General features: G+C 55.0%; 23 protein-coding genes. 10 read left to right on the forward strand and 13 right to left on the reverse strand.

Annotation, left to right across the window (positions count from 1 at the left end; all coding sequences use genetic code 11):
* The first annotated feature begins 3 nt into the window (after positions 1 to 3).
* Entirely contained in the window at positions 4 to 864 is an 861-nt protein-coding gene (locus tag TIRI35C_RS00125; protein WP_188201283.1) for a cation diffusion facilitator family transporter, read from the forward strand.
* 23 nt (positions 865 to 887) lie between these two features.
* Here the strand turns inward: TIRI35C_RS00125 and mfnA are convergent, their stop codons facing one another.
* Genes mfnA through TIRI35C_RS00140 form a run of 3 tightly spaced genes read right to left on the reverse strand, consistent with a single transcriptional unit; the run spans position 888 to position 3,505 of the window.
* Positions 888 to 2,042, reverse strand: a complete 1,155-nt coding sequence (gene mfnA, locus TIRI35C_RS00130) for a tyrosine decarboxylase MfnA (protein WP_188201284.1) — start codon at positions 2,040 to 2,042, stop codon at positions 888 to 890.
* Between the two features lie 37 nt (positions 2,043 to 2,079).
* Positions 2,080 to 3,255 (reverse strand): cation:proton antiporter, encoded by a 1,176-nt coding sequence (locus tag TIRI35C_RS00135; protein ID WP_188201285.1) that lies wholly within the window; start codon positions 3,253 to 3,255, stop codon positions 2,080 to 2,082.
* A gap of 1 nt (position 3,256) precedes the next feature.
* On the reverse strand, positions 3,257 to 3,505 hold the full coding sequence (locus TIRI35C_RS00140) for a TIGR00304 family membrane protein (protein WP_188201286.1): 249 nt from the start codon (positions 3,503 to 3,505) through the stop codon (positions 3,257 to 3,259).
* A gap of 80 nt (positions 3,506 to 3,585) precedes the next feature.
* Here TIRI35C_RS00140 and TIRI35C_RS00145 point away from each other — a divergent pair, with 80 nt between their 5' ends.
* Both TIRI35C_RS00145 and TIRI35C_RS00150 read left to right on the forward strand, forming a co-directional pair.
* The gene (locus tag TIRI35C_RS00145; RefSeq protein ID WP_188201287.1) at positions 3,586 to 4,281 is read left to right on the forward strand and encodes an HAD family hydrolase; all 696 of its coding nucleotides are present in this window, start codon (positions 3,586 to 3,588) and stop codon (positions 4,279 to 4,281) included.
* Complete coding sequence (locus TIRI35C_RS00150) at positions 4,253 to 4,879, forward strand: diacylglycerol/polyprenol kinase family protein (protein ID WP_188201288.1); 627 nt, start codon at positions 4,253 to 4,255, stop codon at positions 4,877 to 4,879. Before TIRI35C_RS00145 ends, TIRI35C_RS00150 begins: the two co-directional genes overlap by 29 nt.
* Positions 4,880 to 4,913: 34 nt before the next feature.
* On the opposite strand, the gene TIRI35C_RS00155 is transcribed toward TIRI35C_RS00150, so the two are convergent.
* Entirely contained in the window at positions 4,914 to 8,306 is a 3,393-nt protein-coding gene (locus TIRI35C_RS00155; protein ID WP_394354776.1) for a CARDB domain-containing protein, read from the reverse strand.
* A gap of 151 nt (positions 8,307 to 8,457) precedes the next feature.
* On the opposite strand from TIRI35C_RS00155, the gene TIRI35C_RS00160 reads away from it, so the two are divergent.
* Positions 8,458 to 10,422 carry an alpha-amylase/4-alpha-glucanotransferase domain-containing protein gene (locus tag TIRI35C_RS00160; RefSeq protein ID WP_188201290.1) on the forward strand — a complete coding sequence of 655 codons (1,965 nt, stop codon included), beginning with the start codon at positions 8,458 to 8,460 and terminating at the stop codon, positions 10,420 to 10,422.
* Between the two features lie 3 nt (positions 10,423 to 10,425).
* Here TIRI35C_RS00160 and TIRI35C_RS00165 read toward each other — a convergent pair whose 3' ends face one another.
* From TIRI35C_RS00165 to TIRI35C_RS00175, 3 genes are all read right to left on the reverse strand, one after another.
* Positions 10,426 to 11,082 (reverse strand): DUF257 family protein, encoded by a 657-nt coding sequence (locus TIRI35C_RS00165; RefSeq protein WP_188201291.1) that lies wholly within the window; start codon positions 11,080 to 11,082, stop codon positions 10,426 to 10,428.
* A gap of 114 nt (positions 11,083 to 11,196) precedes the next feature.
* The gene (gene ttuA, locus TIRI35C_RS00170; protein ID WP_246454779.1) at positions 11,197 to 12,111 is read right to left on the reverse strand and encodes a tRNA-5-methyluridine(54) 2-sulfurtransferase; all 915 of its coding nucleotides are present in this window, start codon (positions 12,109 to 12,111) and stop codon (positions 11,197 to 11,199) included.
* A 40-nt stretch (positions 12,112 to 12,151) separates the two neighbouring features.
* Positions 12,152 to 12,679 carry a hypothetical protein gene (locus TIRI35C_RS00175; protein WP_246454617.1) on the reverse strand — a complete coding sequence of 176 codons (528 nt, stop codon included), beginning with the start codon at positions 12,677 to 12,679 and terminating at the stop codon, positions 12,152 to 12,154.
* A 131-nt stretch (positions 12,680 to 12,810) separates the two neighbouring features.
* Here TIRI35C_RS00175 and TIRI35C_RS00180 point away from each other — a divergent pair, with 131 nt between their 5' ends.
* Positions 12,811 to 14,571, forward strand: a complete 1,761-nt coding sequence (locus tag TIRI35C_RS00180; protein ID WP_188202878.1) for a transglutaminase-like domain-containing protein — start codon at positions 12,811 to 12,813, stop codon at positions 14,569 to 14,571.
* A gap of 4 nt (positions 14,572 to 14,575) precedes the next feature.
* Here TIRI35C_RS00180 and TIRI35C_RS00185 read toward each other — a convergent pair whose 3' ends face one another.
* The gene (locus tag TIRI35C_RS00185; protein ID WP_188201292.1) at positions 14,576 to 16,042 is read right to left on the reverse strand and encodes an NAD(P)/FAD-dependent oxidoreductase; all 1,467 of its coding nucleotides are present in this window, start codon (positions 16,040 to 16,042) and stop codon (positions 14,576 to 14,578) included.
* Between the two features lie 158 nt (positions 16,043 to 16,200).
* Between TIRI35C_RS00185 and TIRI35C_RS00190 the strand changes: the two genes are divergently transcribed.
* From TIRI35C_RS00190 to hisS, 5 genes are all read left to right on the forward strand, one after another.
* Entirely contained in the window at positions 16,201 to 16,758 is a 558-nt protein-coding gene (locus tag TIRI35C_RS00190; protein WP_188202879.1) for a CBS domain-containing protein, read from the forward strand.
* Between the two features lie 35 nt (positions 16,759 to 16,793).
* Positions 16,794 to 17,936, forward strand: coding sequence for a cation:proton antiporter (locus TIRI35C_RS00195; protein ID WP_188201293.1), 1,143 nt, complete (start codon positions 16,794 to 16,796; stop codon positions 17,934 to 17,936).
* A gap of 1 nt (position 17,937) precedes the next feature.
* Complete coding sequence (locus tag TIRI35C_RS00200) at positions 17,938 to 19,062, forward strand: cation:proton antiporter (protein ID WP_188201294.1); 1,125 nt, start codon at positions 17,938 to 17,940, stop codon at positions 19,060 to 19,062.
* Between the two features lie 55 nt (positions 19,063 to 19,117).
* Complete coding sequence (locus TIRI35C_RS00205; RefSeq protein WP_188201295.1) at positions 19,118 to 19,732, forward strand: MarC family protein; 615 nt, start codon at positions 19,118 to 19,120, stop codon at positions 19,730 to 19,732.
* A 97-nt stretch (positions 19,733 to 19,829) separates the two neighbouring features.
* A complete protein-coding gene (gene hisS, locus TIRI35C_RS00210; RefSeq protein ID WP_188202880.1) occupies positions 19,830 to 21,143 on the forward strand; it encodes a histidine--tRNA ligase in 1,314 nt (437 codons plus the stop codon).
* Positions 21,144 to 21,280: 137 nt separating this feature from the next.
* Here hisS and TIRI35C_RS11180 read toward each other — a convergent pair whose 3' ends face one another.
* From TIRI35C_RS11180 to TIRI35C_RS00230, 5 genes are all read right to left on the reverse strand, one after another.
* On the reverse strand, positions 21,281 to 21,406 hold the full coding sequence (locus TIRI35C_RS11180) for a hypothetical protein (protein ID WP_281400295.1): 126 nt from the start codon (positions 21,404 to 21,406) through the stop codon (positions 21,281 to 21,283).
* Between the two features lie 78 nt (positions 21,407 to 21,484).
* Positions 21,485 to 22,036 (reverse strand): hypothetical protein, encoded by a 552-nt coding sequence (locus TIRI35C_RS00215; RefSeq protein ID WP_188201296.1) that lies wholly within the window; start codon positions 22,034 to 22,036, stop codon positions 21,485 to 21,487.
* A gap of 157 nt (positions 22,037 to 22,193) precedes the next feature.
* Positions 22,194 to 22,721, reverse strand: coding sequence for a hypothetical protein (locus TIRI35C_RS00220; RefSeq protein WP_188201297.1), 528 nt, complete (start codon positions 22,719 to 22,721; stop codon positions 22,194 to 22,196).
* Positions 22,718 to 23,434: a hypothetical protein gene (locus TIRI35C_RS00225; RefSeq protein WP_188201298.1), complete on the reverse strand. Its 717-nt coding sequence runs from the start codon at positions 23,432 to 23,434 to the stop codon at positions 22,718 to 22,720. The genes TIRI35C_RS00220 and TIRI35C_RS00225 overlap by 4 nt, the downstream gene beginning before the upstream one ends.
* A gap of 3 nt (positions 23,435 to 23,437) precedes the next feature.
* Entirely contained in the window at positions 23,438 to 24,139 is a 702-nt protein-coding gene (locus TIRI35C_RS00230) for a hypothetical protein (protein ID WP_188201299.1), read from the reverse strand.
* Between the last annotated feature and the right edge of the window lie 22 nt (positions 24,140 to 24,161).

Raw genomic sequence — 24,161 nt, forward strand, 5'->3', positions numbered from 1 at the left:
AAGATGAAGGAGATATACAGGCCCATCTGGGTGAGTATAGTCGGCAACGTCCTCCTTGCAGTCCTCAAGCTCATAATCGGCTTCCTCTACTCCAGCATAGCTCTAATATCCGACGGTGTCCATTCATTAAGCGACGTTATCACGAGCATCATAGGCTATGTGGGGTTGAAGGTCTCATCAAAACCGCCTGATAGGGATCATCCCTTTGGGCATTCCCGCTTTGAACCTCTGGTCGCTTTCCTGATCGGTGAGGCGCTCCTCATAGTCGCCTACGAGATAGGTAGGGATGCCGTTTACAGAATCATTGAAGGTGGAACAATAGAGATCAACTCCATAATGCTCGGTGTCACGGTTCTGTCCATTCTCTCCAAGGAGGCCATGTTCCGCTATTCAGTCCACGTTGGCAGGAAGCTCAACAGTCAGATACTCGTAGCTGACGCTTACCACCACAGGAGCGACGCGCTGAGCAGCGTTGCGGTTCTCGTTGGTCTCGGAGCCCAAAAACTCGGCTTCCGGTACGGTGATTCCCTTGCCGGCCTGATGGTAGCCGCGTTTCTTGTAAAGGTCTCGATAGGGATAATCCTTGAGAACGTCCGCTATCTGACGGGACAGGCCCCGCCCTTTGAGGTCTGTGAGAGAATAAAGGAGCTTGCCCTGGGCGTCCCGAACGTTCTCGGCGTCCACGATTTGAGGGCCCACTACGTCGGCAGCAAACTGCATGTCGAGCTCCACATAGAGGTCCCCCCAGAGCTGAGCCTCAAAGAGGCCCACGACGTCAGCGAGGAGGTGAAGAGGGTTATAGAGAGCCTCCCCGAGGTTGAGGTCGCCTTCGTTCACGTGGACATAAAGGGGGTTACGGAGTAGCAGAACCCCCGTCACGGATCGCGTTATCGTGCCCCGACTGCCTCCCTTAAATCCTTCAAAAACGCCTCTAGATGCTCCCTCCTGACGTGGGGCATCATGACGATCCTGATGTATCCCCGGTGGGCGCTGACACCCCAGCCGCGCTTCTTAAGCTCCTCCTCGACCTTTTCCAGATTCTTTGCCCCGAAGGACACTATGTTGAGAACCGGCTCACGGATGAGGTGAACTCCCGGGATCCTCTTGAGCTCGCCCGCGAACCACCTGCTCAGCTCCATGGCCCGCTTGACGATCTCGGTGTAGCCCTCGAATCCGAGGTGCTTTATCATCGCCCACACTGCCAGCGCCTGTGCTCCGGGTCTCGTACCCGTTATCGTTGCCTGCCAGACCTTGCCGCCAGCGAGGTACGGCGCGGGAACGCTTATCGCCTCCAGGAACCGCTTCTCGCGGAATATTATCCCTCCCGCAGGGATGGGAACCATCCCCATCTTGTGGGGGTCTATGGTTATGCTCTTGACGCCCCTCAGCCTGAAATCGAAGTCGGGGATATCGTAGCCCAGAGCCTTGGCGAAGGGAATGACAAAACCTCCAAAGGCGGCATCCACGTGGAGGGGAATGCCATACTCCAGGGCCAGATCGCTCAGGGCCGGGATGTCGTCCACAACTCCCAGGCCGGTGGTTCCGGCGATTCCAACGATGCCTATCGTGTTGGAGGTTATCTTTTCCTCAACATCCCTTACGTCGACGGAGTGGTCCTCCCGCAGGTCTGCCCAGACGAGTTTAACCCCGAGCATCTCGCCGGCCTTGATGAAGGAGAAGTGGGCGCTCCTGGGGAGTATGAGCTCCGGCCTTTCCACATCCGCCAGGTTGCGGAACGCCCTCACGGCGAGAATGTTGGCCTCCGTCCCCCCTGAGACTATGTTCCCGTAGCCCTTTTCGAGGCCAAGAAGGCTGGACAGCATTGCTATTGCCTCTCTCTCCACCCTCTGGCTTCCAACGTGCAGCCCGGGGTCGCCCAGATTTCTGTCTATGTAACGCCGCACCACCTCCGCGGCGAATGGATGTGGATGGGTGCACATTGAGCCGAGGATCCTGCCTGAATCAAAGGTCAGGTCCTCCGACGTCTTCTCCTCCAGCTCCGCCAGAACTTCCTCTTCGCTCGCTCCTTTCTTCGGGAACATGGTCTCACCAGCCTGCCCCTAGTTTTATCCCCCGAATTTAAGCCTTTGCCCTCTTCAGGTAGCCCTTGAAGAACACCGGTGTTGTCAGTGCGGTGAGCATGGAGACCGCTATGACGCTCGCGAAGAGAACCTGGTCTATGAGGCCCGCGGAGAGGCCGAACGTGAGTATGGCCAGCTCGAGACTTCCCCTGCCGCCCATTCCGATACCTATCGTTATCGAGTCTCTCCAGTTCAGACCAAAGAGCCTCGCACCGAGACCGCAGCCGATGAGCTTGCCCATCACCGCCGCGAGGTAGAGCGCCGCTATGAGGGCCAGGCTTATGTCGGCAAGGGGCGGGTTGAACATCAGTCCAACGTAGATGAAGAACAGGGGTATGAAGAACTCGGTGAGAACGACCTGGAGGTCGTTTATGAGTTCGTTGAGCTTTATCCTCGTCACAACGAGCGGGTCCTTCCTCTCGCGGAGGCGGCTTATGGTGAGACCCGCGAGGTAGGCGCCTATTATCTGGTTGAGGCCTGCCCACTGGGCTATTATGGCCAGGGTGAAGGTCAGGATGAGCGTGAAGGTGAAGAATACGTTGAGGTTCCTGACGATGGAGTAGAACCATCTGGCCCTCTTGAATATGTACTCCGATACCAGAAGCGTTGCGGCTATGAATGCGAATATCTTGACCGTCAGTATTCCAAAGGAAGCCGCGTCGAGCCCCCCTCCCGCCAGAGCAGTGATTATACCTATGAGGTAAACCGCCATTATGTCGTCGGCAAATGCTGCCCCCATGAGTATCGATGAGACCTCCCGCTTAACACGTTCCTTCACGAGGACGCCGCTGGTTACCTCTATTGCGGTGTTTCCGAGGGTGACGCCTATGAATATCGCTGCCGTGGTTCCCTTGCCGAAGGCCTCCACCGTGAGGAATCCCAGCAGGAAGGAAAAGGCGACGCCAAGGGCCGCAACGACCACCGCCTTCTTGGTGTTCTGGGCTATGGCGGAGAAGTTGCTGGTGAGTCCCATGTAGAGCATCATCATTATCAGCCCGAACTCGGCGAGGACCCTCAGGTCATCCGTCGGTTCGATAACTCCGAGGACGAAGGGCCCCAGGAGTATTCCAGTGAGGACGTGGGCTATTATGGGGTGTACCTCCACTCTCTCAAAGAGCCACTCTATGCTCTTTGCGGTGACGAGAAGAATCGCGAGCGCCGCCAGGAAGTCCACTTCACTCCCCCCTCGTCAGCAGGGCCGCAAGCAGCCAGAGCGCCATGAGTATTATCGCCAGTACGGCCGCGGTTCCAGCGGCCCCCCTGCCTGTTCCGAATATTATCGGAACCGGCCCTATCATTATCACCCCGCCCCCCTCAACGTCTGCCTCTCCGCCGAGGGCAGAAACGAGGGTTCCAATGAAAACTAACAGGAAGCCGAGGAATATAAGCGCCATCCCGCTCAGTATCAGCGTTTTCCCGTCCATACGGTATGGGCTTCCCTTTCACCTTTTAAAACTTAGCGTCAAACCCAAAGGGTTAAAACGACCCGTGGGGATTCTGTAATATGCTTGTGCTCGTTGACCTCGACGACACGCTCTGCAACACCTGGGAGGCCGGCAGGTACAGCGTTCTCCGCCTGATACCCTATCTGCTCAGACGGAGGAAGTTTAGGGCGTTCTTCTACATTCTCACGGCCCGCTACAGGGAGCTGGAGCAGTCGAGGGAACTCCACACCCTCGACTTCGATAAGCTCATTGAGAGGGTGATGAGCAAGGTCTACGCCAAAATCAGCCCGGACGAGCTGGATGAGATAACAGAGCTGGTTGATAGGGTGTTCTTCTCCAATCTGAAGCTTTACCCGGACGCCGTTCCCTTCCTGAGGAGTCTCAAAGCTATGGGTGCGAGGCTCGTTCTCATTACGGACTCATCGACCAAGTGGCAGAGGAAGAAGCTGGAGTACCTCGGGATAAAGGAATATTTCGACGCCCTCATAATAAGCGGTGAAACCGGCCACAGCAAGCTCGAATCTCACAATTTCAGGCTTGCCCGCAGGCTCTTCCCAGATGATGAAGTTTACATGGTCGGGGACAGGGATGACACCGACATGCGCGGGGGGAAGGAGATTGGGGCGACGACGATACTGGTTCAGAGGGGTTATTTCAGTAGGAGGCTCGCCAGGCACGCCGACTACGTGGTTAAAGACCTCCTAGAGGCCCTGGAGGTGATAAAGCGTGAGCATGAAAAGCGAGCTGAAGCGTAAATCCCTCCACATGACCGGCCTTCTCGTTCCGCTCTCCTACCACCTGTTCGGCAGGGAGCTTACCCTCACTCTCATAGGCATCTCGTTTTTCCTCTTCGTCGTCCTTGAGCCCTTCAGGATAATAGAGGAGCTCAGGGACAACATAAAGAGGAGGCTTAGGATATACGTCGATGAGGACGTCATCGGAAGGGTTGAGGTTCTGGAAAAGCACATAGACGAGATAACCCGCTCTCACGAGCGCTACCGTGTCGCGGCTCACATCTACTTTGCAGCTGCCTCGTTCATAGTGGTGTACTTCTTCCCGATGGAGGTGGCGGTGGGTGCCATAACGGTCGCGACCGTCGGAGATGCCCTGGCGGCCATAGTGGGCAAGTCCCTCGGGAGACACCGCTTCTCCAACGGCAAGAGCCTCGAGGGCAGTCTGGCCTACTTCCTAGCCGGGGTTGCCGTACTCTGGCCCCTCGTTGGCCTCCCCCTGGCCCTGGTGGGCTCTATAGCTGGAACCGTCGCCGAGTTCTACAACCTACCGCCCGACGACAACTTCTCCAACCAGCTGGCGGTGGCCTTAGCCGTTTACCTGGCTGGGTTACTCATCTGACGGGCTAAAATCCAGAAAAGGGAGAAACGGGCGGTCACTCTATGGTGACCGTCGCGAACTGGGTGAAGGTATCTGCGTCGCCCCACTCCTGTCCGGGGTCGGTGTCCTTGACCGCGTCCTGGAGCGGCAGTGAATCGACGGCGGAATCGCCGGCACCCTGTCCTGTGACGTAGGCGACCACGTTTATCTCTCCGGGCTTGACGCCGAGGGCCTTCCACGGGATCGCTATCTCGAGCGTCTGCAGTCCGTTCTCGGCCCCGCCGGTGTAGGCGTAGAAGCCCACCCACTTGAGCTCCTCGTACTTCCAGCTTCCGTCGTTCCAGAGCATGAACTGGGCGCTGGTTATGTTGCCCGTTCCCTTGTCGCCGAAGAACTCGCCGTTCCAGAAGAAGTAGAGCTGTGCATCGACGCCCCTGCTGAAGCTCACCTTCCTGGCCCAGCTGTCCTGGCCGGTAGTGTAGCCGCCGTCCTTGTAGTCGAGGGCTATGCCGTAGGCGATCCTCCAGGAGGCCTTGTTCTCGGTGGTTATCGCGATGTAGAGGAACTGGTCGTCGTAATCGACGTAGAGGGCCTTGAGGTTCGCTCCGTCCTGGCCGTAGCCGGTCTCATCGACCGCCACCGGCTGGACGCTCCAGTCGTCGAGGTTTCCGTCTATGGTCTTGGTTAGGTTCTTGGCGAGCTCCTGCATGTACTTCTCCCTCTCCAGCTCCCCACTCTGGGCCTTCTCCAGCATGGCCTCCATCTCGCTGACGACCTTCTTGAGGCCGGTGTAGGCGCGGTATATCTTGAGTGAGGCTCCGAATGCGTAGTTCGGGCTGTCTATGAGCTCCTTGCCCTCATTGTAGAGCCTGAGAAGGTCCATAACCTCGTTCTCGAGTTCGTTGAGCCTCTTCGTCATGTCATCGGTCAGGGGCATGTTCTTGAGCTGGCCGTCGAGTTCGGTGTACCTGCCGTAGTCCTTCTCGAAGTGCCTGACTCCGTAGTACCTGTTGTGCATCACGAAAGCGTTCTGGAAGGCCATGAGCCTCTGGAGCTTGACGGAGACGACGCTTCCGCCCTCGATGATGTTGTCCATTCTTATGCGGACGTAGTAGTCGGGCACGTTGTCGGCGAGCTCCTTGACTGTGGATTCGGTGCTTATTGTATCGACGATGTCGCTTATTCCGTCGTCCGCGAAGTCGTTTCCGAAGTTCCAGACGCCCTCGCCGTAGCTGAAGCCGGTCGCGACCTGGAAGCTGAACTCCTTCGCGCCCTCAAAGACGCTGACCGGGACCCTTACCTCAATGGCGTTCTCCTCGAGGTCTATTCCAACCATCGCCCCATCGACCTTCACGACCTTTCCGCTCGGGTCGATGAAGTAGAGCAGCGAGGTCAGGCTGTCCCCGGCTGGAGCGGTCGCTTTGGTCTGGCCGACGTACTGCTTTCCTCCGAGGTTGATTGCCATCTGAATGTCCCAGGCTATGACCGTCCTGGTGTCCATTCTGCCCGCGAAGGTCTCGCCCCCGCCCTTCTTGTAGTCTATCGGCACCGCTATGAAGGTCGCCCCGTTGTCGCCTATCTTGATGTTGCTCATGTCCTTGAACTTGAAGAGGAAGTAGACGTAGCGGTCGTCCTTGGTGACGCCGACCTCGGTGAGGTCAGCGTGGGAGGAGCTTCCGCCCGGAAGGTACGGGTCTTTGTCGGTCTTCTGGTCGTTCTCGGCGTCCCTCCAGATGAAGTACCCATCTTGGACGGTGTAGGAATTGGGGGTGATATCGGGGCTTACCCAGTCGTCCGGGTTGCCGTCCACGTCTATGTTGCCCACCCAGACGACCTGTACGTTCATGGTGAACTCGTTGTTGCTCTCGCTGGCCTCGGGTATGGCGTTCTCCCTGTCCACGACGGCCCTTATCGTGTAGAGCCCGGTGGCGTTCGGCTTCCATGTGAAGGTGAACCACCTGCTCTCGCCGGCTCCAAGGCTTATCGTCCAGTTGGCCGCGAGGGTGTCGTTCACGTACACGGCAACGCTGGCGTTCTGGGCAGGCAGGGAGCCCTCGTTCCTGACGGTGACGTTGTAGACGGCGTTCCTGTTGAGGCCGACCACGCCGGGTCCGCTCATGCCGACGGTCAGGTCTGCCATCAGGAACCACTCGCCGACGAGCATGCTGGTGAAGGTGTCGGTGTCCCCCCACTCGTTTCCGATGTCGGTGTAGTCTATGGCCGGATCAACGGGGAGGCTGTCTACGGCCGAGCCGCTGCTTCCGGTTATCCAGGACATAACGGCGAACCTGGAGCGCTTTCCTCCAAGGGCGCTCCAAGGAATGGCTATCTCAAGGGTCTGAAGGCCCGTTGAGGTGTCGCCGGTGTAGGCGAAGCTCCCACCGACGCCGGAGATGCTGTTGTAGTTCCAGCCGCTTCCGGTGTAGGTGTTGAAGTTATCAGTTCCCATTCCGCTGTCCCAGCCCCACCAGAAGTAGAGTTCGTAATCAACGGCGAATCCGTTGGCGAACTCGACGTTCCTTCCCCATGAATCGCCGCCGCTCGTGTATCCGTTGCCAGTTCCAGGGTCGACGTCTATTCCTATTCCATAAGCGACGTTCCAGCTTCCCGTGTTGTTGGTCTTGATGGCTATGTAGAGGTACTGGTCGTCCCAGGAGACGTACATCTTGTCGAGGTTCGCTCCATCCTGCCCGTTGTCCCTTCCAACGGCCACGAGGTCGGCATCGCTCCAGTCGCTCAGGTTGCCGTCTATGGTCTTGGGAGCGACGTAGAGAACCGCCATGCTGGTGAAGGTGTCGGTGTCCCCCCACTCGTTTCCGATGTCGGTGTAGTCTATGGCCGGATCAACGGGGAGGCTGTCCACCGCTGAGCCGCCGCTTCCAGTGACCCATGCCATCACCGCTACCTTCTCCGGCTTTCCTCCCAGGGCGCTCCACGGTATCTTTATCTCGACCGTTTGGAGGCCGGTCGATGTGTCGCCGGTGTAGGCGAAGCTCCCACCGACGCCGGAGATGCTGTTGTAGTTCCAGCCGCTTCCGGTGTAGGTGTTGAAGTTATCAGTTCCCATTCCGCTGTCCCAGCCCCACCAGAAGTAAATCTCATAGTCTGGAGCAAAGCCGTTCGAGAACTCAACGCTTCTTCCCCAGGAATCTCCTCCGGAAACGTAACCGTTGCCGGTTCCGGGGTCGATGTCTATTCCTATTCCGTAAGCGACGTCCCAGCTTCCGGTGTTGTTGGTCTTGATGGCTATGTACAGGTACTGGTCGTCCCATGAAACATAGAGCCTGTCGAGGTTGGCTCCGGCCTGTCCGTTGTCCTTTCCAGCGGCTATGAGGTCAGCGGAAGTCCAGTCGCTGAGGCTTCCGTCTATGATTTTAGTGCCGTACATGGCGCTGACGAGGCCGCTAAACGTGGGCACTAAACCGAGCAACAGAACGAAGGTTAACATAACTGCCGCCGTTTTCTTCACATCATCCACCTCCATTGGGGGATAAATCCCCAGGGGTGTACGGTAGTCACCCGTAGTGAGTATTATGAGAAAAAGGTTTATATGCCTTTCTTTCCATATCACCGCTAGTGATAACAGCTTTGGTGGGTGGTTGCCAATGGTGAACTTCATCTTCGGGATTCACAACCATCAGCCCCTCGGAAACTTCGGCTGGGTCTTCGAGAGCGCCTACGACCGCTCCTACAGGCCCTTCATGGAGACACTGGAGGAGTATCCGAACATGAAGGCCGCGGTCCACATAAGCGGCCCGCTCCTTGAGTGGCTGGCCGAGAACAAGCCCGAGCACATCGAGCTAATCCGCTCACTGGTGAAGAAGGGGCAGCTGGAGATAGTCGTGGCGGGCTTCTACGAGCCCGTCCTGGCCGCCATTCCAAAGGATGACAGGATTGAACAGATAACCCTTCTGAAGGACTTTGCGAAGAAACTCGGCTACGACGCCAGGGGCGTCTGGCTCACCGAGCGCGTCTGGCAGCCCGAACTCGTCAAGAGCCTCCGCGAGGCGGGAATCGAGTACGTCATCGTCGATGACTACCACTTCATGAGTGCCGGCCTGAGCAAGGAGGAGCTGTACTGGCCGTACTACACCGAGGATGGCGGGGAGGTCATTGCGGTCTTCCCGATAGACGAGAAGCTCCGCTACCTCATCCCGTTCCGCCCGGTTGAGAAGACCGTTGAGTACCTCCACAGCATTGACAACGGTGACGAGAGCAGGGTCGCGGTGTTCCACGACGACGGTGAGAAGTTCGGTGTCTGGCCGGGGACGTACGAGTGGGTCTACGAGAAGGGCTGGCTCAGGGAGTTCTTTGACAGGATTTCGAGCGATGAGAGAATAAATCTAACGCTTTACTCCGAGTACCTCGCGAGGTTCAAGCCCCGCGGGCTGGTTTACCTCCCGATAGCCTCCTACTTCGAGATGAGTGAGTGGTCCTTGCCCGCAAAGCAGGCGAAGCTCTTCGTGGAGTTCGTTGAAAAGCTCAAGGGACAGGGCCAGTTCGAGAAGTACCGCGTCTTCGTCAGGGGTGGGATATGGAAGAACTTCTTCTTCAAGTATCCTGAGAGCAACTACATGCACAAGAGGATGCTCATGGTGAGCAAGCTTGTGAGGGACAACCCAGAGGCTAGGAGGTTCATCCTCAGGGCCCAGTGCAACGACGCCTACTGGCACGGGGTCTTCGGGGGGGTCTACCTCCCGCACCTCCGCAGGGCTGTCTGGGAGAACATAATAAGGGCCAACGGCTTCGCCTCCACAGGCAGCTTCGTCCGCGACATAGACTTTGACGGTCGTGATGAGGTATTCATCGAGGACGAGAACTTCTACGCGGTCTTCAAGCCAGCCTACGGGGGAGCCCTTTTCGAGCTCAGCTCAAAGAAAAAGGCGGTAAACTACAACGACGTTCTCGCGAGGCGCTGGGAGCACTACCACGAGGTTCCCGAGGCGGCCACTCCAGAGGAGGAAGACGGGGATGGCGTGGCGAGCATACACGAGGTCGGCAGGAAAATCCCGGACGAGATAAGACGTGAACTTGCCTACGACGACCGCATGAGGGCCATCCTGCAGGACCACTTCCTCGACCCGGAGACGGCACTCGAGGAGTATCGCCTCAACAGGCACATCGAGCTCGGGGACTTCGTGACGGGTGCCTATGACTACAGCCTTTTTGAGGGCGGCGTCACCCTCGAAAGGGACGGAACCGTCTCCGGAAGGCCGGCGAGGGTGGAAAAGTCCTTCCGCCTGGCAGAGGACGGCTTTATCGTGGATTACACCGTGGGGAGTGAAGTCAAAGCCCTCTTCGGCGTTGAGCTGAACCTGGCCGTCCACAGCGTCATGGAACAGCCGGAAGAGTTCGAGGCCGAGAAGTTCGAGGTGAACGACCCGTATGGCATCGGAAAGGTAGGGATAGAGCTCGACAAAAAGGCAAAGGTCTGGAAGTACCCGATAAAGACCCTCAGCCAGAGCGAAGCCGGCTGGGACTTCGTGCAGCAGGGCGTCAGCTATACTCTGCTGTTCCCGGTGGATGGGGAGCTGAGGTTCAGGCTGAGGTTCAGGGAGCTCTGAGCCTCATATTTTTATCGTCATTCCCTCGAGTTTCGGGTCCACCGACTTCAGTATCTTGAACTCAGTAGCCCTGTCCTTTCTCGATATCTGGATTACAGTGGTCGCGAGGTCCTCCAGGAGCCTGACGACCGGTTCTCTGGTGCATTCTATGACGTTGGCCTTCAGGAACTGGACTGATAGCCTCCTCTCGTCGCCGACGTATTTGGATATGGCGCTGAGTATGACCTGAACGTTCTTCGGCGAGAACTCAGATGCTACAAAGAGCTTCTCAAGGCCCACCACTGCAGTGAGAGTCGGCCCCTCGGACTCCAGGAGCCGGGTGTATATCTCCATGAACTTCTTTGCTAGAATAACCGGCTCGGAGATGTCCCTTATCCATCCAACGACTTCCCCGGTTTCTATTGTGCCACCTATCTTGATGACCTTCACGCTGTCCAGAGCCCCTTCATCCAGGCCCGCGAGCCGCGCCTTGGCCTTCAGGATATGGAGTGAGTCCAGGATGTCGATGACCACAACCTTGTATCCCCTGCCCCTGCCCCAGCTCACAACCTGGTAGAAGCCGAAGTACTGATCCCCGCTGTCCGTCCTCTCCATGAGGACTATCTCGCCCATCCTCAGTGATTCCCAGAGGTTCACCATGAGGCCGTCGGGTACGCTCATTTTTATCACCCTGCTACTTGTGGTGTAGATGATGTAAGAAAATATTCCGACTGGATTTAAATAGTCTTCTGTCTTACTTTTTTCTCTCGAAAACTGCCATTCGAAGGGAAAGAGTCAGAGTCTGAAGTTTAATGGCTCCTCCCTGCGCCAGAACCGGCAGAAAGAACAGACCTCGCCGCTGGCGGGCATGCCGCAGACCCTGCACTCTCTGAGGTCGGTCTCCTGGAGCTCCCCCTCGAAGAGTTCCTTCTTCCTGAGGTAGCCCTTCACGAAGTTTATCTTCGTTCCCGGCCTCTTCTCCTCCATCTCGTTGAGTATGCCCTTGACCTCTATCGTCGTGGCCCCAACCGCGTGGGGGCATTCCTCGATGTGGTACTCTATGCCGTTGGCGAGGGCATAAGCCACAACCTCCCTCTCGGTCAGCTCGTAGAGGGGCTTTATCTTCTTCACGAGCTTTCCGTTGAACTGCGCAGGAGTTATCGGTCCCTGTTTGGCCAGGTACTGCGTGTTCCAGTTCAGGAGGTTCGCCAGGATAAAGCCCGCCTCGTCGTCAAGGTTGTGGCCGGTGGCGACGGCATCGAAGCCGTTGTCGTATGCGAACTTGTTGAAGATGTACCTCTTCGTCAGCCCGCAGTAGGAGCATGTTGGCCTTCTCGTTCTCACCTCGCCGATGCCCTTTCCGAGCAGCTCCTTAACGCGGACGATGTGGAGGGGAACTCCCAAAGCCTCGCACTGCCTTCTGGCGTACTCCTCGCTCTTCTCCGAATACTCTCCGATGCCCAGGTTGATGTGGAGGCACTCGATGTCGTAGCCGAGCTTCTTGAGCACAAAGGCTGTAACGGCCGAGTCCTTTCCCCCGCTCACCACGACCAGAATCCTCTCGCCCGGTTTTATCAGCTTGTAGCGCTCTATGGTCCGCTTTACCTTCCTCTCGAAGTACTCGGTGAAGTGTTCTGGGCACAGGTACATCTTTGGGTAGTGGAGTTTTATAAACGCCGGCCTCTCGCAGAACTTGCACCTCATGGGCATTTCTCTCACCGAAAATAGAAGAGGGTGAGGGCTTTTAACGTTATCCTCTCTTTATCTTAAACGGATACGTGCCCTTCTTTTTCGCCACGATGGCGGCGTAGTAGAACTTGTCCTTTCTCCACTCGTTTGCCACGTCCTCGGTGCTCTTCATAAGCTTGATGTACACATCCTGGATGTCGTCGTACTCCCTCACGACCGGCCGTCCCTGCTTTGCTGTTCGTATCTTGATCTTCGGGACGTCTCTCTTGAGGATCAGGCCCCTCCTTTCATATTCGATTCCCCCGAACTTGCCCGCGTAGGCCCTCCCTGCGCTGTCCACGATAATCAGTGTCGCACTCTTTGGTATGCCATCCAGAAGGGCGCGTTTGTTTATCTTGACTGCGTGTTTGACCGCGACCTTGGTATTCTGCCGGTTCTTGGGAGTTATGTTGTAGTCCGGGTCCTTGAAGGTTCTGACGATGTTGAGGCCCCTGCTGAGCTCAAGCTCCTCCTCCCATTCCCTTTCCTTCCTTCCCGAGAGAAAGAGATATGCAACCGCCGAGCCTATCACCATGGCGAGCGCTTCCACAGGATCACCCATTTAAGCTGTCTCACTGATATTAGAAATTTTTCCCTTCTTTTCTCACAGGGTGAGAAAGTATCATGTCATGAGATAAAACCTTAAATAGTCAGTTCGTATCGGCTGTTCTGGTGAGCCGTATGCGCAGGGTTTTCCTAGCTTCCCTGACATGTCTACTGCTCCTGCTTTCCGTGTTTTCCGCCGGATGCATAGGGGGAGAACGGGTCAATTCGACCCGGTCAAGTGGGACAGAGGTTGCGGTTGATGGTGATGGAATACCCGACGCGGAGGAAGCCCAATACGGAACGGATCCAAATCTAAGGGACAGCGACGGTGATGGTCTGGACGATGGCGTTGAGGTAAACGTTTACAACACATCCCCTGCAATGGAAGATACCGACGGCGATGGTCTGGGTGACGGGGACGAAGTTTACATCTACGGTACTGATCCCCGCTCAAACGACACAGACGGTGATGGTCTGGACGATGGGGACGAGGTTCTCTCATACCTTACGGATCCTCTCAGCAACGACACCGACCGGGACGGCCTCCCTGACTACAATGAAGTCCTTCTACTCAACACCAGTCCCACTCTCGCCGACACCGATGGTGATGGTCTCTTTGATCCGGTGGAGCTGTCAAACGGCACTGATCCCCGCATTGATGATACCGATGGTGACGGCCTCGTGGACGGTGATGAGGTCTTCATCTACCTGACCGATCCCCTTGTGAACGATACCGACGGTGATGGGCTGCTTGATGGTGCGGAAGTCCTTACTTATCGGACGGATCCCTTGAGAGGGGACACGGATCGCGACTACCTCCCCGACGGTTACGAGGTGAGCATCGGCACCGATCCAGCCTTCGACTGGAGGTACGGTTTTGGGGAGGAAACCCTTCGGGCAGGACTCAGTGCGCTTTTGAGGAGAAGTGTATCAGGTCTGGCCGGCAATTTTTCCAGCGGGCCGGTTCTTGACAGAGCCTGGGCCGTCCTGGGGTGGGTCGGTGAGAACATAGCCTACAACCACACCAAGGCAGAGTACGTGAACCTCAGCGTTTCCTTATGGGACTCCCTCAATGAAACTGCGAGGGAGATGTACGCCAACCTAACCAGGGTTCAGGCCATCAACGACACCGCGTATTCCCTTCGGAGCGGCATATGCACGGATTACGCCCTCCTAACTGCTGGACTTCTCCTGGAAGCCAATGTCAGCCCGGTCTATGTCCTGAGCATAGACTACTGGAATCAGACGATAGGCCACGCCACCGTTGCCATCGAGGTCAATAACACTTACTTCGTCCTTGACCAGAGGCTCCCACCAATACCCCTTGGGAACTACTACTGGTACTTGATATACTCCGGAATGGGTGAGATTGAGAACGTGACGGTTTACAGAGTGTCCCTCGATGAAAGCGGCGAGGTCGTTGTGGATAACTGGACATGGAGCGGAGATGAGATTGGGAATATGGCTTACAGGATGACTGAGGACGACGTTAAGCTGATTGAGAGTCTTACCGAGGAGTACCTCCTGGAAAAGTATCCGGCCTACCACAGGGACGCTCGCCTTGCGGAGAACGTTGATAGGTACTTTGAATCCATAGTTGAAACGGGGGAAGGGGCTGACACCTACCTCCCGTACGGCTTCACCGAGGGGTGGTATCTGAGCTGGGGATCCGGCAGTTTCTCACTCTACTACCACCCCCTGCTGGCCGAAAAGCTCGTCCGCTATTATTGGCCGGGCCCGGGATTTGGGGGTGGTGACTGGGAGGACATCTTAAAGAAATGTGATGCCTACTACCTGAAAATCGGATTCACGGGAAATGGCACAAGCATTGTAACACACACCGGCGATTCATTAACTTTTCCTGAACTGCTGATGGTGATGGAGGTGGCGAGGTAGTCCCTCACACCCCCATCTCTTCAATTTTTGCTTTCCAGTTCCCCGGCTTCCTGAAATCCCTCTCCGTGTAGATGCCTTCTTTCTTGAGTATGCCCCTCGCCGCTAAAAGGCCGGTTGCGGCCGCGTTCACTATGTCCCTGCTCAAACCTGCACCGTCGCCGGCCGCAAAAATCCCCTCTATGCTCGTCTCAAGGTTCTCGTTAACCTCAACCTTCATGGCGTAGTACTTGATCTCGGGCGCGTAGAGCAGGGTGTGGTCGCTCGCAACGCCCGGGAGAACGCGGTCGAGCTTTTCAAGCCCCTCTATGATGTTGGTCACGACGCGATGCGGTAAAGCCATCGCTATGTCCCCCGGCGTGACGTGTCTCAGGGTCGGTTCGACGTCGCTTCTCCGTATTCTCGCCCACGTGCTCCTCCTGCCCCTCCTGAGGTCGCCGAGGCGCTGGAGGAGTGGTTTGCCGCCGCCTATCGTCGTTGCCAGCTGTGCTATGCTCTTCCCGTAGGCTGTGGTGTCCTCAACCGGCTCTGTCAGCTCTATCCTCGTCAGGAAGGCGAAGTTGGTGTTATTGCTCTTCTTCTCGTGCATCGAGTGTCCGTTGACGCCGACATAGGAGTCGTACTTCTCCTCGACGACGAAGCCGTTTGGATTGGTGCAGAAGGTTCTAACAAAATCGTCGTAGGTATCTGTATAGATGTGGAACTTGGGGTCGTGGTTTATGCTCGTTATCGGCTCCATCACTATCGCGGGAACCTCGACGCGAACGCCTACATCAATCGGCCCGTGCCTCGCCTCAAGCCCTATCTTCTTGGCCACGTCGTGGAACCAGTCCGCCCCGCCCCTTCCGGGAGCGACGATTATGTAGCGGGCGTTGATCGTGAAGACCTTCTTTCCCCGCTTCACCTTCACCCAGCCTTTCCCGAACTCCAAAGCTTTGGTCCAGAGGAGAAACTCGACGCCTTTGCCCTCGAGGTGCCTCTTTATGTCGGCTATGACCTCAGGGGTTCTGTCCGAGCCTATGTGCCTCTGGATTATGGGGATGAACTTCACACCCGCCTGTGCCGCCCTCTGCTCCCAGTAGCGGATCTCCTCCGCGTTGCCCTTGAAGAGGTTTCTGGGTGACCTGTGGCGCAGGAAAATCCTATCGACTTCCCAGACGAGCTGCCAGGCGTAGTTCTCATCGTCGGTCAGCTCGCTTAAGTCACCTCCTATGTCCGGGCGGAGGTTTATCGTGCCGTCGCTTAGGCCGCCTGCCCCGCCGACACCACTCATTATGTGGCAGGGCTGGCAGCCGATGCAGTAGCCAAGCTCGTACATCGGGCAGATCCTCTGCTCGACGTTGCAGCCTTCCTCTATCACCAGAATCCTAAAATCGCTCTTTTCCGCCAGCTCGTAGGCCGCAAAGAGGCCAGCGGGGCCTGCTCCTATAATCACGACATCGTAGGTCTTTCCGTTTCCCACTTCAGAAACCATATTTCCCTTGCCGATGTCTCTGAGCGGCTCCTTAAAAAGTTTTTGGCAAGTTTTTGGTTAACCTGTTCAGGACGTGCGATACTTTTGACACGTAACACTCAAAAGAATCCCCGAAATCTTTAAACACTTTCGCACATTAGTGTTTAACCGTGGGGCGTATGAACACTTTGAATGCCGGGGAAAAATCCCATGAGGCCAAAGCGAAGAAGATACGGATAATCCACAGCAAAAGGAGGCTCCTTCAGCTCAAGAGGAAGGAGGAGCTAAGTCACAACATTCGCTACATCTCCAAGGTCCCGGTGAGAATCGTCATGGATCGGGATTTCCTCGTTCTCCATCCGGGTGATCCCCTCTCCAGGCTCGTCCAGGAGCTCAGAGGGGAAGAAAGCTCTGCGGTCGTTACTGACGAGGAAGGGCGCCTCATGGGCTTCATCACGATGAAGGACCTCCTCCACTTTTTCGAACCCCCCCGGCGGTACTCCATAGTTGGCGTTGGTCTCCTGAAGAAGTACTCCGTAAACCGTGCCTCCAACGTTGCCGACATAATGGTCAGGAGGCCTGTAACGATCCACGTCGATGAGAACCTCGGCAGGGCGATAAAGGTTATGATAGAGACCGGGAAGCACCACCTGCCCGTCGTTGACGATGAAAACCGCGTCCACGGCGTCCTGGAGGTCAAGGACATAATCCGCCTGATACGCATAGTGTCTTCGTGAACGCTCGAATCCAAAGAGTCTGAGGGATGATAATCATGGACGTATTCCTGGAGCTGGCGCTGATACTAGTGGTTGCGAAGCTGTTCGGCTACCTCACCCTTCGCCTCGGATTTCCAGCGGCCCTCGGACAGCTCCTCGGTGGAATCCTCATAGGGCCGTCCCTGCTTGACCTGGTGGCCTACGATGAGGGAGTGAGGCTCGTTGCCGAGCTTGGAGTTGTCATGCTCCTCTTCCTGGCCGGCCTTGAGACCGACATTGAGGAGTTCAAGCACGTCGGCCTCTCGGCCTTCATAGTTGCCGTTCTCGGCGTCATAATACCGTTCATTCTCGGCTACATTGGCGCTTTAGCCTGGGGCTACTCCGACATCCAGGCTCTCTTTCTCGGTGGAATCCTCACGGCTACGAGCGTCGGCCTCACCACGAGCATACTCATGGAGATGAAGAAGCTGAGGAGCCGTGTGGGAACGACGATTTTAGCTGCTGCCGTAGTTGACGACGTCCTCGGCATCATAATTCTGACGGTTCTCGTGGCGATGAACACGAAGGGCAGCGTCTATCCGGTGGATGTCCTCATAATCCTCGGTGAGGTCACCCTGTTCTTTATCCTCGGCCTCCTCCTCGGCAGTCCGGCGGTGAAGGAAGCCCTCCGCGCGTCCGAGAGGATAAATCTGCCCGAGACCATAACGGCCTTCGCGATAGCCATAATGCTCATCTTCGCCTCCATAGCCGAGCGGTTCCAGCTCGCTGGAATAACAGGCGCCTACTTAGCCGGCCTCATCGTGGCGGGCAGTGCCGAGGCAAGGGAGGTGACGAGCAAGACACTGACCATCGGTTACTCCCTCTTCATTCCCGTTTTCCTCGTCAGCATAGGTGTCGAGACAGACATCCACGTTCTGGCCCACATCGGGGCGTTCGCGGCGCTTTACGCGGTTCTGGCAATAGCCGGAAAGATAGTCGGCTGCGGCATCGGTGGACTGATGACCAGGTTCAAGGGCAGAGAGGCCCTGCAGATTGGAATGGGCATGGTTCCGAGGATGGAGGTCGCGCTCATAATGGCCAACATCGGACTGAGGGAGGGTGTGTTCGACAGGGGGACGTTTTCGATACCGGTCAGCATGGTGATAATAACAACGCTTGTAACGCCTTTCCTCCTCAAGTGGGCGTTCTCGAGGGAGTGATATGGAGATACTCCTCCTGATGGCCCTCATGCTGGCAACGGCCAAACTCATAGGCTATCTCTTCGAGCGCATTGGTCAGCCGGTGGTGCTGGGGCAGATATTCGGGGGCCTTCTCATCGGGATATTCTTTGACACCAACCCGGTTATTGGCCAGTTCGCCAACCTGGGCGTCCTGCTCCTCCTCTTTATAGCGGGCCTCGAGAGTGAGCTGGAGGAGTTCAAGCGGGTTGGGAGGCAGAGCGTGGTGGTCGCGGGTCTGGGAGTCCTTGTGGCGTTCATCTTCGGGTTCTCAGTTGCTTACTTTTTCGTCCCTCTCCACGAGGCGGTTCTCTACGGCGCCATGATGACCCCGACGAGCGTCAGCATAACCGTCAAGGTTCTCATGGAGCTCAGGAGGCTCAACACCCGCGAGGGGACGACGATTTTAGCTGCTGCCGTGGTTGACGACGTCCTCGGCATCCTCATCCTCACCATTGCGATATCCATGATCAAGGGTGGCGCGGTCAACTACGCGGCCCTCTTTGAGGTTCTGATCTCGGTCTCGCTCCTCCTTTTCTTCTTTCTCTACTTCGGACCCGGCCTCGCCGACAGGGCGTTCCGCTTCATCTCGCGCATAGACCTGCCCGAGGCCGAGACTGCTTTCGCCCTGATATTTCTGATAGCCTTCGCCTTCCTTGCGGAGCACCTGAACCTCGCATCGATACTCGGCGCCTACCTCACGGGCCTCGCCCTGGGCCAGAGCTCCAAGAAAAAGTCGATAATGGACCATATGAACGTCCTGGGGTACTCCCTCTTCATCCCGCTGTTCTTTGTCGAGGTCGGCATGAGGATAGAACTGGGCTACATCCTCCACGCGGGGGCCTTTGCGGTTCTCTACACCCTCGCGGCCGTGCTCAGTAAGGTACTCGGCTGTGGTCTCGGTGCGAGGGTCTCCGGGTTCGACTGGAACTCCTCCCTCAGGATAGGCGTCGGCATGATACCCAGGCTGGGTGTGGAGCTGGCGATGCTGGCCGTTGCCATAGCCAGCGGTGTAGTCGGCCCCGACGCCCTGACGGTGGCGATCCTCATGGTATTCGTCACGACGGTGATAACGCCGCCCCTACTCAAGTCCCTCTACACCCGGTAACCCGAGTGCACACTTTGTGGCATAGCTTTATAAAACCATCACCGCAGTGGCGAACATGAGCGAGTGGCTTTCGATACTCAGTTCGGCACTCTTCATGCTCATCATGATAGACCCAAGCGACAAGATACTCCTGGTCAGCCTCCTGAGGGAGGACTTCCACATAGAGGACATTAGAACGCTTATCGTCCGGGCGAACCTGATAGGCTTCCTCCTCCTGTTCCTCTTTGCGGTCTCGGGCCAGATAATTCTCCAGGACATATTCCACATAGACATAAACGCCCTCCGCGTTGCCGGCGGTTTCGTGCTCTTCAAGATAGGCCTCGAGGCCCTCGAAAGCGGTGGAATGCTGACCCTCAAGAGGGAGAAGAACATACTCGCCCTTGCAGCGGTTCCGGTTGCGACCCCTCTGATAGCCGGCCCGGCCGCGATAACGACCGCAATAACCCTCACCGCCGAAAAGGGCTTGTACCACGCGACCGCGGCGGTGTTCCTTGCCATAGTCTTCACGGCCCTCACGATGTTCATTACCCTCTACGTCGTCAAGAACGTCAGCAAAACGACCCTCGGCGTCTTCATAAGGATAATCGGTATGTTCACGATGGCCATCGGAGCTCAGATGATGGTCCAGGGCGTTGTGGGGATTTACCTCCTGATGACGTCTGCTGTCTGACGGTCTTTCGGCCCACTGCCCGGTGAACGGGCGAGGCCAAAACTCCTGGGCTAAACTTTTAACCCCTTCCGCTTTTTCCAGGAAAGGAGGGTTGAGAATGAAGGTACGGCTTGAAAAAGTTAAGGGAACGCGAGACCTGCTTCCGGAGGAGATGGCGAAGAGGAGATGGGTCTTCGAGAGAATCCGCGAGGTCTTCGAGAGGTATAACTTTCATGAGGTTCTCACTCCCACCTTTGAGTACACCGAGCTCTTCAAGCTGAGGAGCGGTGAGGAGGTTGTGGAACAGCTCTACGCCTTCGACGACAAGGGCGGACGGAACCTCTCGCTCAGACCGGACATGACGTCCAGCGTCGCGAGGCTCTACGTCAACGGCTTCCAGAACGCCCCGAAGCCCGTTAAATGGTATTACATGGCCAACATGTTCCGCTATGAGGAACCCCAGAGCGGTCGTTACCGCGAGTTCTGGCAGGCCGGGGTAGAGCTCCTCGGGAGCGATAAAGTTGAGGCAGATGCGGAGGTCATAGCGCTCTTCGTTGAGAGCTACCTGGCGACCGGCCTTGAGGACTTCACCGTGAACATAGGCGACCGCGTTCTCCTCGACGAGTTTGCCAAGATGCTCGGCGTTAAAGATGACATAGGCCTGATGAGGCTCATAGACAAGAAGGACAAGATGAGCAGGGGGGACTTCGCCGTCGCCCTGAGGGAGTTCGGGCTGGACGATGATGGCGTCGAGAAAGTCATGGCGCTGGTGGAGATAAAGGGCCTCCCCGAAGAGGTTCTTCCGAGGGCGGAAGAGCTCTTCACGGGCGAGAAAGCTAGGGAGGAAATCAAGCGCCTCTACGAGCTGGTCGATTTGCTCGACGCCTACGGCGTCTTGAAGTGGATAAGGATAGACCTCGGCATAGCTAGGGGCTTCGACTACTACACCAGCGTCGTCTTCGAGGCAATAGCACCGAACGACCTCGGAATCGGCTCGATTGGAGGCGGTGGCAGGTACGACAACCTTATATCCGTCTTCGGCGGAAAGCCAACCCCGGCGACGGGCTTTGCGATTGGAATCGAGCGCCTCATTCCGATACTCGAGTGGAAGGGGCTCATCCCGGAGCCGAAGCTCAGGCCCGACGTCTACGTCGTGCCCATAGGGAAGGACGCCGAGCTGAGGAGGGCCGCCGCGGAGATAACGAGCGCCCTGAGGGCCGCAGGCGTCAAAACCGACTGCGAACTAACCGGAAGAAAGCTCAGGAAGGCACTCGATTACGCTGGAAAGCTCGGGGTTCCGTACGTCGTCCTCGTTGGGAAGAAGGACCTGGCGGAAGGAAAGGTCACGGTAAGGGACATGGAGAGCGGAGAGCAGAGGTTTGTGAAAAAAGAGAACGTTGTCGGGGAGCTGATTGAGCTTCTCGGATTCTGAATTTTTTATTTCTCAATTAACCCAGTGATGGTCCAGGTAGACGGCGACGTCTGGGCCGTAGGTGGGGTAGGCGGTTACGACCTCGTAGTAAACGTGTCCGTGGTAGTAATCCCTTTCGAGAATGACTTTTATTTCGCTTATTCCGTATTCCCTGTACTGATAATAGGCAGGTAGTACGCTATCACCACGTAGTTCCCATCAAAGTCCGGCCGACCGTACTCAATGGTTTCCTCGATGAGATACACCATGTCGTAGCCGTTCATCGTTTCTGGGAGCTTTCTTCCACCAACGGCCTGCCCGATGTTGCCTGTTTAAGTTGATCGCCAGTTTTTACTTCCACTTCACTTCGCTCCGGTGTTCTTCTTTTGTTCAGTTTGGCTCTTTGTTGTAGTGTTGATATAAGCAATGTATAGTGCGGTAGTTATCACTCCTAAAATTACTGTTGTGTGATTCCTAATAACCGCTATTAGGGCCCAAAGTCCCAATAGTGTGATCATTATATCGGCTCTTCCAGGCTTTTGGCGTAAGGAGATTATTCCCAGTCCGTCCAGCAGGGCTATAGATGCTACCTTGAGGACAGTGGTAAAGTCTTTGGCATTCCCTTTGATTACCATGTAGCTTACTTCAATAAACCAGACGAGAAGTACAATAATGTGATCACTTGGAGATCTTTTGCTTTTCTTGTTTTGGGTTCTAATCAGAGAATAGGGTATCCCAAATGAGAGAATTCCAAATCCTAAGCCTATAAGAGGAACCTCAAAGGACTTGCTAAGTGTTAGTACTTCCAGAGATAGCAGCGAAAAAGCAAAAGAAAGCTGAAGTACTCTCTTCCAGTCAGGATAGGCCATGAGTCCTAAAATCGGAATGAGAAAGATAAGGTGAATGACGTCCATTCGCAATCACCCCGTAATGTAGTCAAGGTAACCAAATTGTCAAGGAAGAGTTTAAACGCATGATTACTAACTCCGGGAAGATTATACGCGAGCGTTAGTATTGAGTCACCATTAGCATTTGCTGGAATTTTGGCTTCAATTATCCTTATCATCGTCATCACTTTTTGCTTACTTTCTCTTTCTCCATATTTTTGGACCTCCTGAGTTCTGTTGGGAGGAGATAAGTAATATATATGGCAATTAAGATAACCGCTTGTATCCCGAAAATTACATGGTACCACGTTACAATGGATAGCGGTGGGATTAACACCATTGATAATGCTTTTATCGGACTCTCCTTTAGCTTTAGGTCCTCCGTTAATTCCTTTAGGAAGATAAGCACACTATCAATCTTGAAGAGTGGCAGGAATAGCCATGCCAACCACAGAATTGCTGCAAGACCTCCCAAGAACTCCATTCCCGCCATCACTGCCGCCATTGACAACCATAACGGGGCAAACACCTTTAGTTCAAATCCAAAACGCTCATCCTCCCACCAAGGGAGCATTATAACCAGCGCCGTCAAATACAGGTTCAGCTGAAGCAACGGATAAGCAGTTTCAGCGTAACAGTCGCCGGTGTAAAATAAATAAACCAGAGAGAGCAGGCCGATAATAGCTGGAATGTATCTGAGCAATCCCTTCATGTTCCGCCTCCTTCGACGTCTTTTGTTCTTAGTGATGTCATCATCACAAGTGTTAAGAGTAGTGCCCATACAATGGGGCCGACAATCAGCAGTAAAAGGCCTGCCCAAAGGTCCACTGTAGTCGGAACTAATTGGATGTACAAGAATATATAAACCCACGGTGTGAGTTTGATGATTTTCTTCTTGGTAGATTCATTTTGTGAGCTAGCTAATTTGTAAAGGACAACAAATACTATCACTTCACAGATAATGAGGAAAATCCTATACACAGATGCCTCTGAGATGACGAACAGTTTGTAATTAATCCCCACAAGGCTTACGATGGCTATTATCGCAAGAAGCAAAGGGGCAACTTTACCCATATTGAAAACCATTTCCAAGAGCAAAGTCCAGCGTACGTTCCTTAAATCCAAATACACGAAAAACCAGAATGCCGGCAAACCGACAAAAATAAGTATCCTAACAGGAAGTGAGGCTTTTATGCTTGCGGCCATCAAAAAACCTAACCAATAAAAGAAGAACCCTGCAAACTTGGGATCATCCCCAACGTATACTAAGAAAAACAGGATTAGAATTACAGGCATTGTCAGCAATCCTAGAACTTTGGTTGAATGAGCACCTTCATGATGCAAGAGAATTGCAATTCCTAACTGTGAAAGAATAAATAAAAAGAGGGACTTCCATATCCCCCTGGATGATACCCTTTCTGACATTCATCATCCCCTCCACCATGTTATAGCATACTCTTTCATCCAATTGGCAAGCCAATTGACACTTATCTGTCCGATTATTGGTTTTACCTTCTCCTTGACTCCTGGTGGAAGCTTATTGAGGGCATCTTCGATAAACTTGATATTAGCAATAGGCTGAACTTTTGATCCAAGTTTGTACGTTAAGTATGTATCGGCAGCAATGTCTGCAACTACTGCTATGTGGTCTACTTCCACGTAGGCACTGCTTTGAAGAGTGAAGCGCCGAATCCCAAGTTTATCAAAAGGTACGTCGTGAATTATTTTTACTGGAACCCTTGCTCCATAAATCCCCTCCACCTGAATATCATTCCGCGCATCTTCCCAATAGGGGAATATGTCCCCAATGAGAAAGATATCGGGTTTTGATATTTTGAAGTGTGCGGTGGAAGTTATGGTGGCGTAACCTCCGGCGGGTATTGTTTTGGGATCAATGTAACTGACCACTGGTGAAGAGCTTCCTGATGGCAATTGCAGATACTTGTTTAATATTGAAACATTAATATCCGAAACGATGTTTCCTGTCACTTTTAAGTCGTAACTGTATCCGTTGTAAATCGTTAATCGACAAGTGAGGGTTGCCTCATAGTTTCCCATATTGTACTTGAAGTGTATTGGATCACATTCTGATGTTACATGTTTGAGTTGATCGCCAGTTTTCACTTCCACTTTCACTTCGCTCCAGTGTTCT

Source organism: Thermococcus camini (genome assembly GCF_904067545.1).
Lineage (GTDB): Archaea > Methanobacteriota_B > Thermococci > Thermococcales > Thermococcaceae > Thermococcus > Thermococcus camini.

Coding starts and splice junctions, on each gene's coding strand:
- TIRI35C_RS00225 (WP_188201298.1), bottom strand. CDS start 23,434: ATGTCAGAAAGGGTATCATCCAGGGGGATATGGAAGTCCCTCTTTTTA.
- TIRI35C_RS00145 (WP_188201287.1), top strand. CDS start 3,586: ATGCTTGTGCTCGTTGACCTCGACGACACGCTCTGCAACACCTGGGAG.
- mfnA (WP_188201284.1), bottom strand. CDS start 2,042: ATGTTCCCGAAGAAAGGAGCGAGCGAAGAGGAAGTTCTGGCGGAGCTG.
- hisS (WP_188202880.1), top strand. CDS start 19,830: ATGAAGGTACGGCTTGAAAAAGTTAAGGGAACGCGAGACCTGCTTCCG.
- TIRI35C_RS00195 (WP_188201293.1), top strand. CDS start 16,794: ATGGACGTATTCCTGGAGCTGGCGCTGATACTAGTGGTTGCGAAGCTG.
- TIRI35C_RS00155 (WP_394354776.1), bottom strand. CDS start 8,306: ATGTTAACCTTCGTTCTGTTGCTCGGTTTAGTGCCCACGTTTAGCGGC.
- TIRI35C_RS00220 (WP_188201297.1), bottom strand. CDS start 22,721: ATGAAGGGATTGCTCAGATACATTCCAGCTATTATCGGCCTGCTCTCT.
- TIRI35C_RS00185 (WP_188201292.1), bottom strand. CDS start 16,042: ATGGTTTCTGAAGTGGGAAACGGAAAGACCTACGATGTCGTGATTATA.
- TIRI35C_RS00205 (WP_188201295.1), top strand. CDS start 19,118: ATGAGCGAGTGGCTTTCGATACTCAGTTCGGCACTCTTCATGCTCATC.
- TIRI35C_RS11180 (WP_281400295.1), bottom strand. CDS start 21,406: ATGAACGGCTACGACATGGTGTATCTCATCGAGGAAACCATTGAGTAC.
- TIRI35C_RS00165 (WP_188201291.1), bottom strand. CDS start 11,082: ATGAGCGTACCCGACGGCCTCATGGTGAACCTCTGGGAATCACTGAGG.
- TIRI35C_RS00200 (WP_188201294.1), top strand. CDS start 17,938: ATGGAGATACTCCTCCTGATGGCCCTCATGCTGGCAACGGCCAAACTC.
- TIRI35C_RS00125 (WP_188201283.1), top strand. CDS start 4: ATGAAGGAGATATACAGGCCCATCTGGGTGAGTATAGTCGGCAACGTC.
- TIRI35C_RS00140 (WP_188201286.1), bottom strand. CDS start 3,505: ATGGACGGGAAAACGCTGATACTGAGCGGGATGGCGCTTATATTCCTC.
- TIRI35C_RS00180 (WP_188202878.1), top strand. CDS start 12,811: ATGCGCAGGGTTTTCCTAGCTTCCCTGACATGTCTACTGCTCCTGCTT.
- ttuA (WP_246454779.1), bottom strand. CDS start 12,111: ATGCCCATGAGGTGCAAGTTCTGCGAGAGGCCGGCGTTTATAAAACTC.
- TIRI35C_RS00190 (WP_188202879.1), top strand. CDS start 16,201: ATGAACACTTTGAATGCCGGGGAAAAATCCCATGAGGCCAAAGCGAAG.
- TIRI35C_RS00215 (WP_188201296.1), bottom strand. CDS start 22,036: ATGGACGTCATTCACCTTATCTTTCTCATTCCGATTTTAGGACTCATG.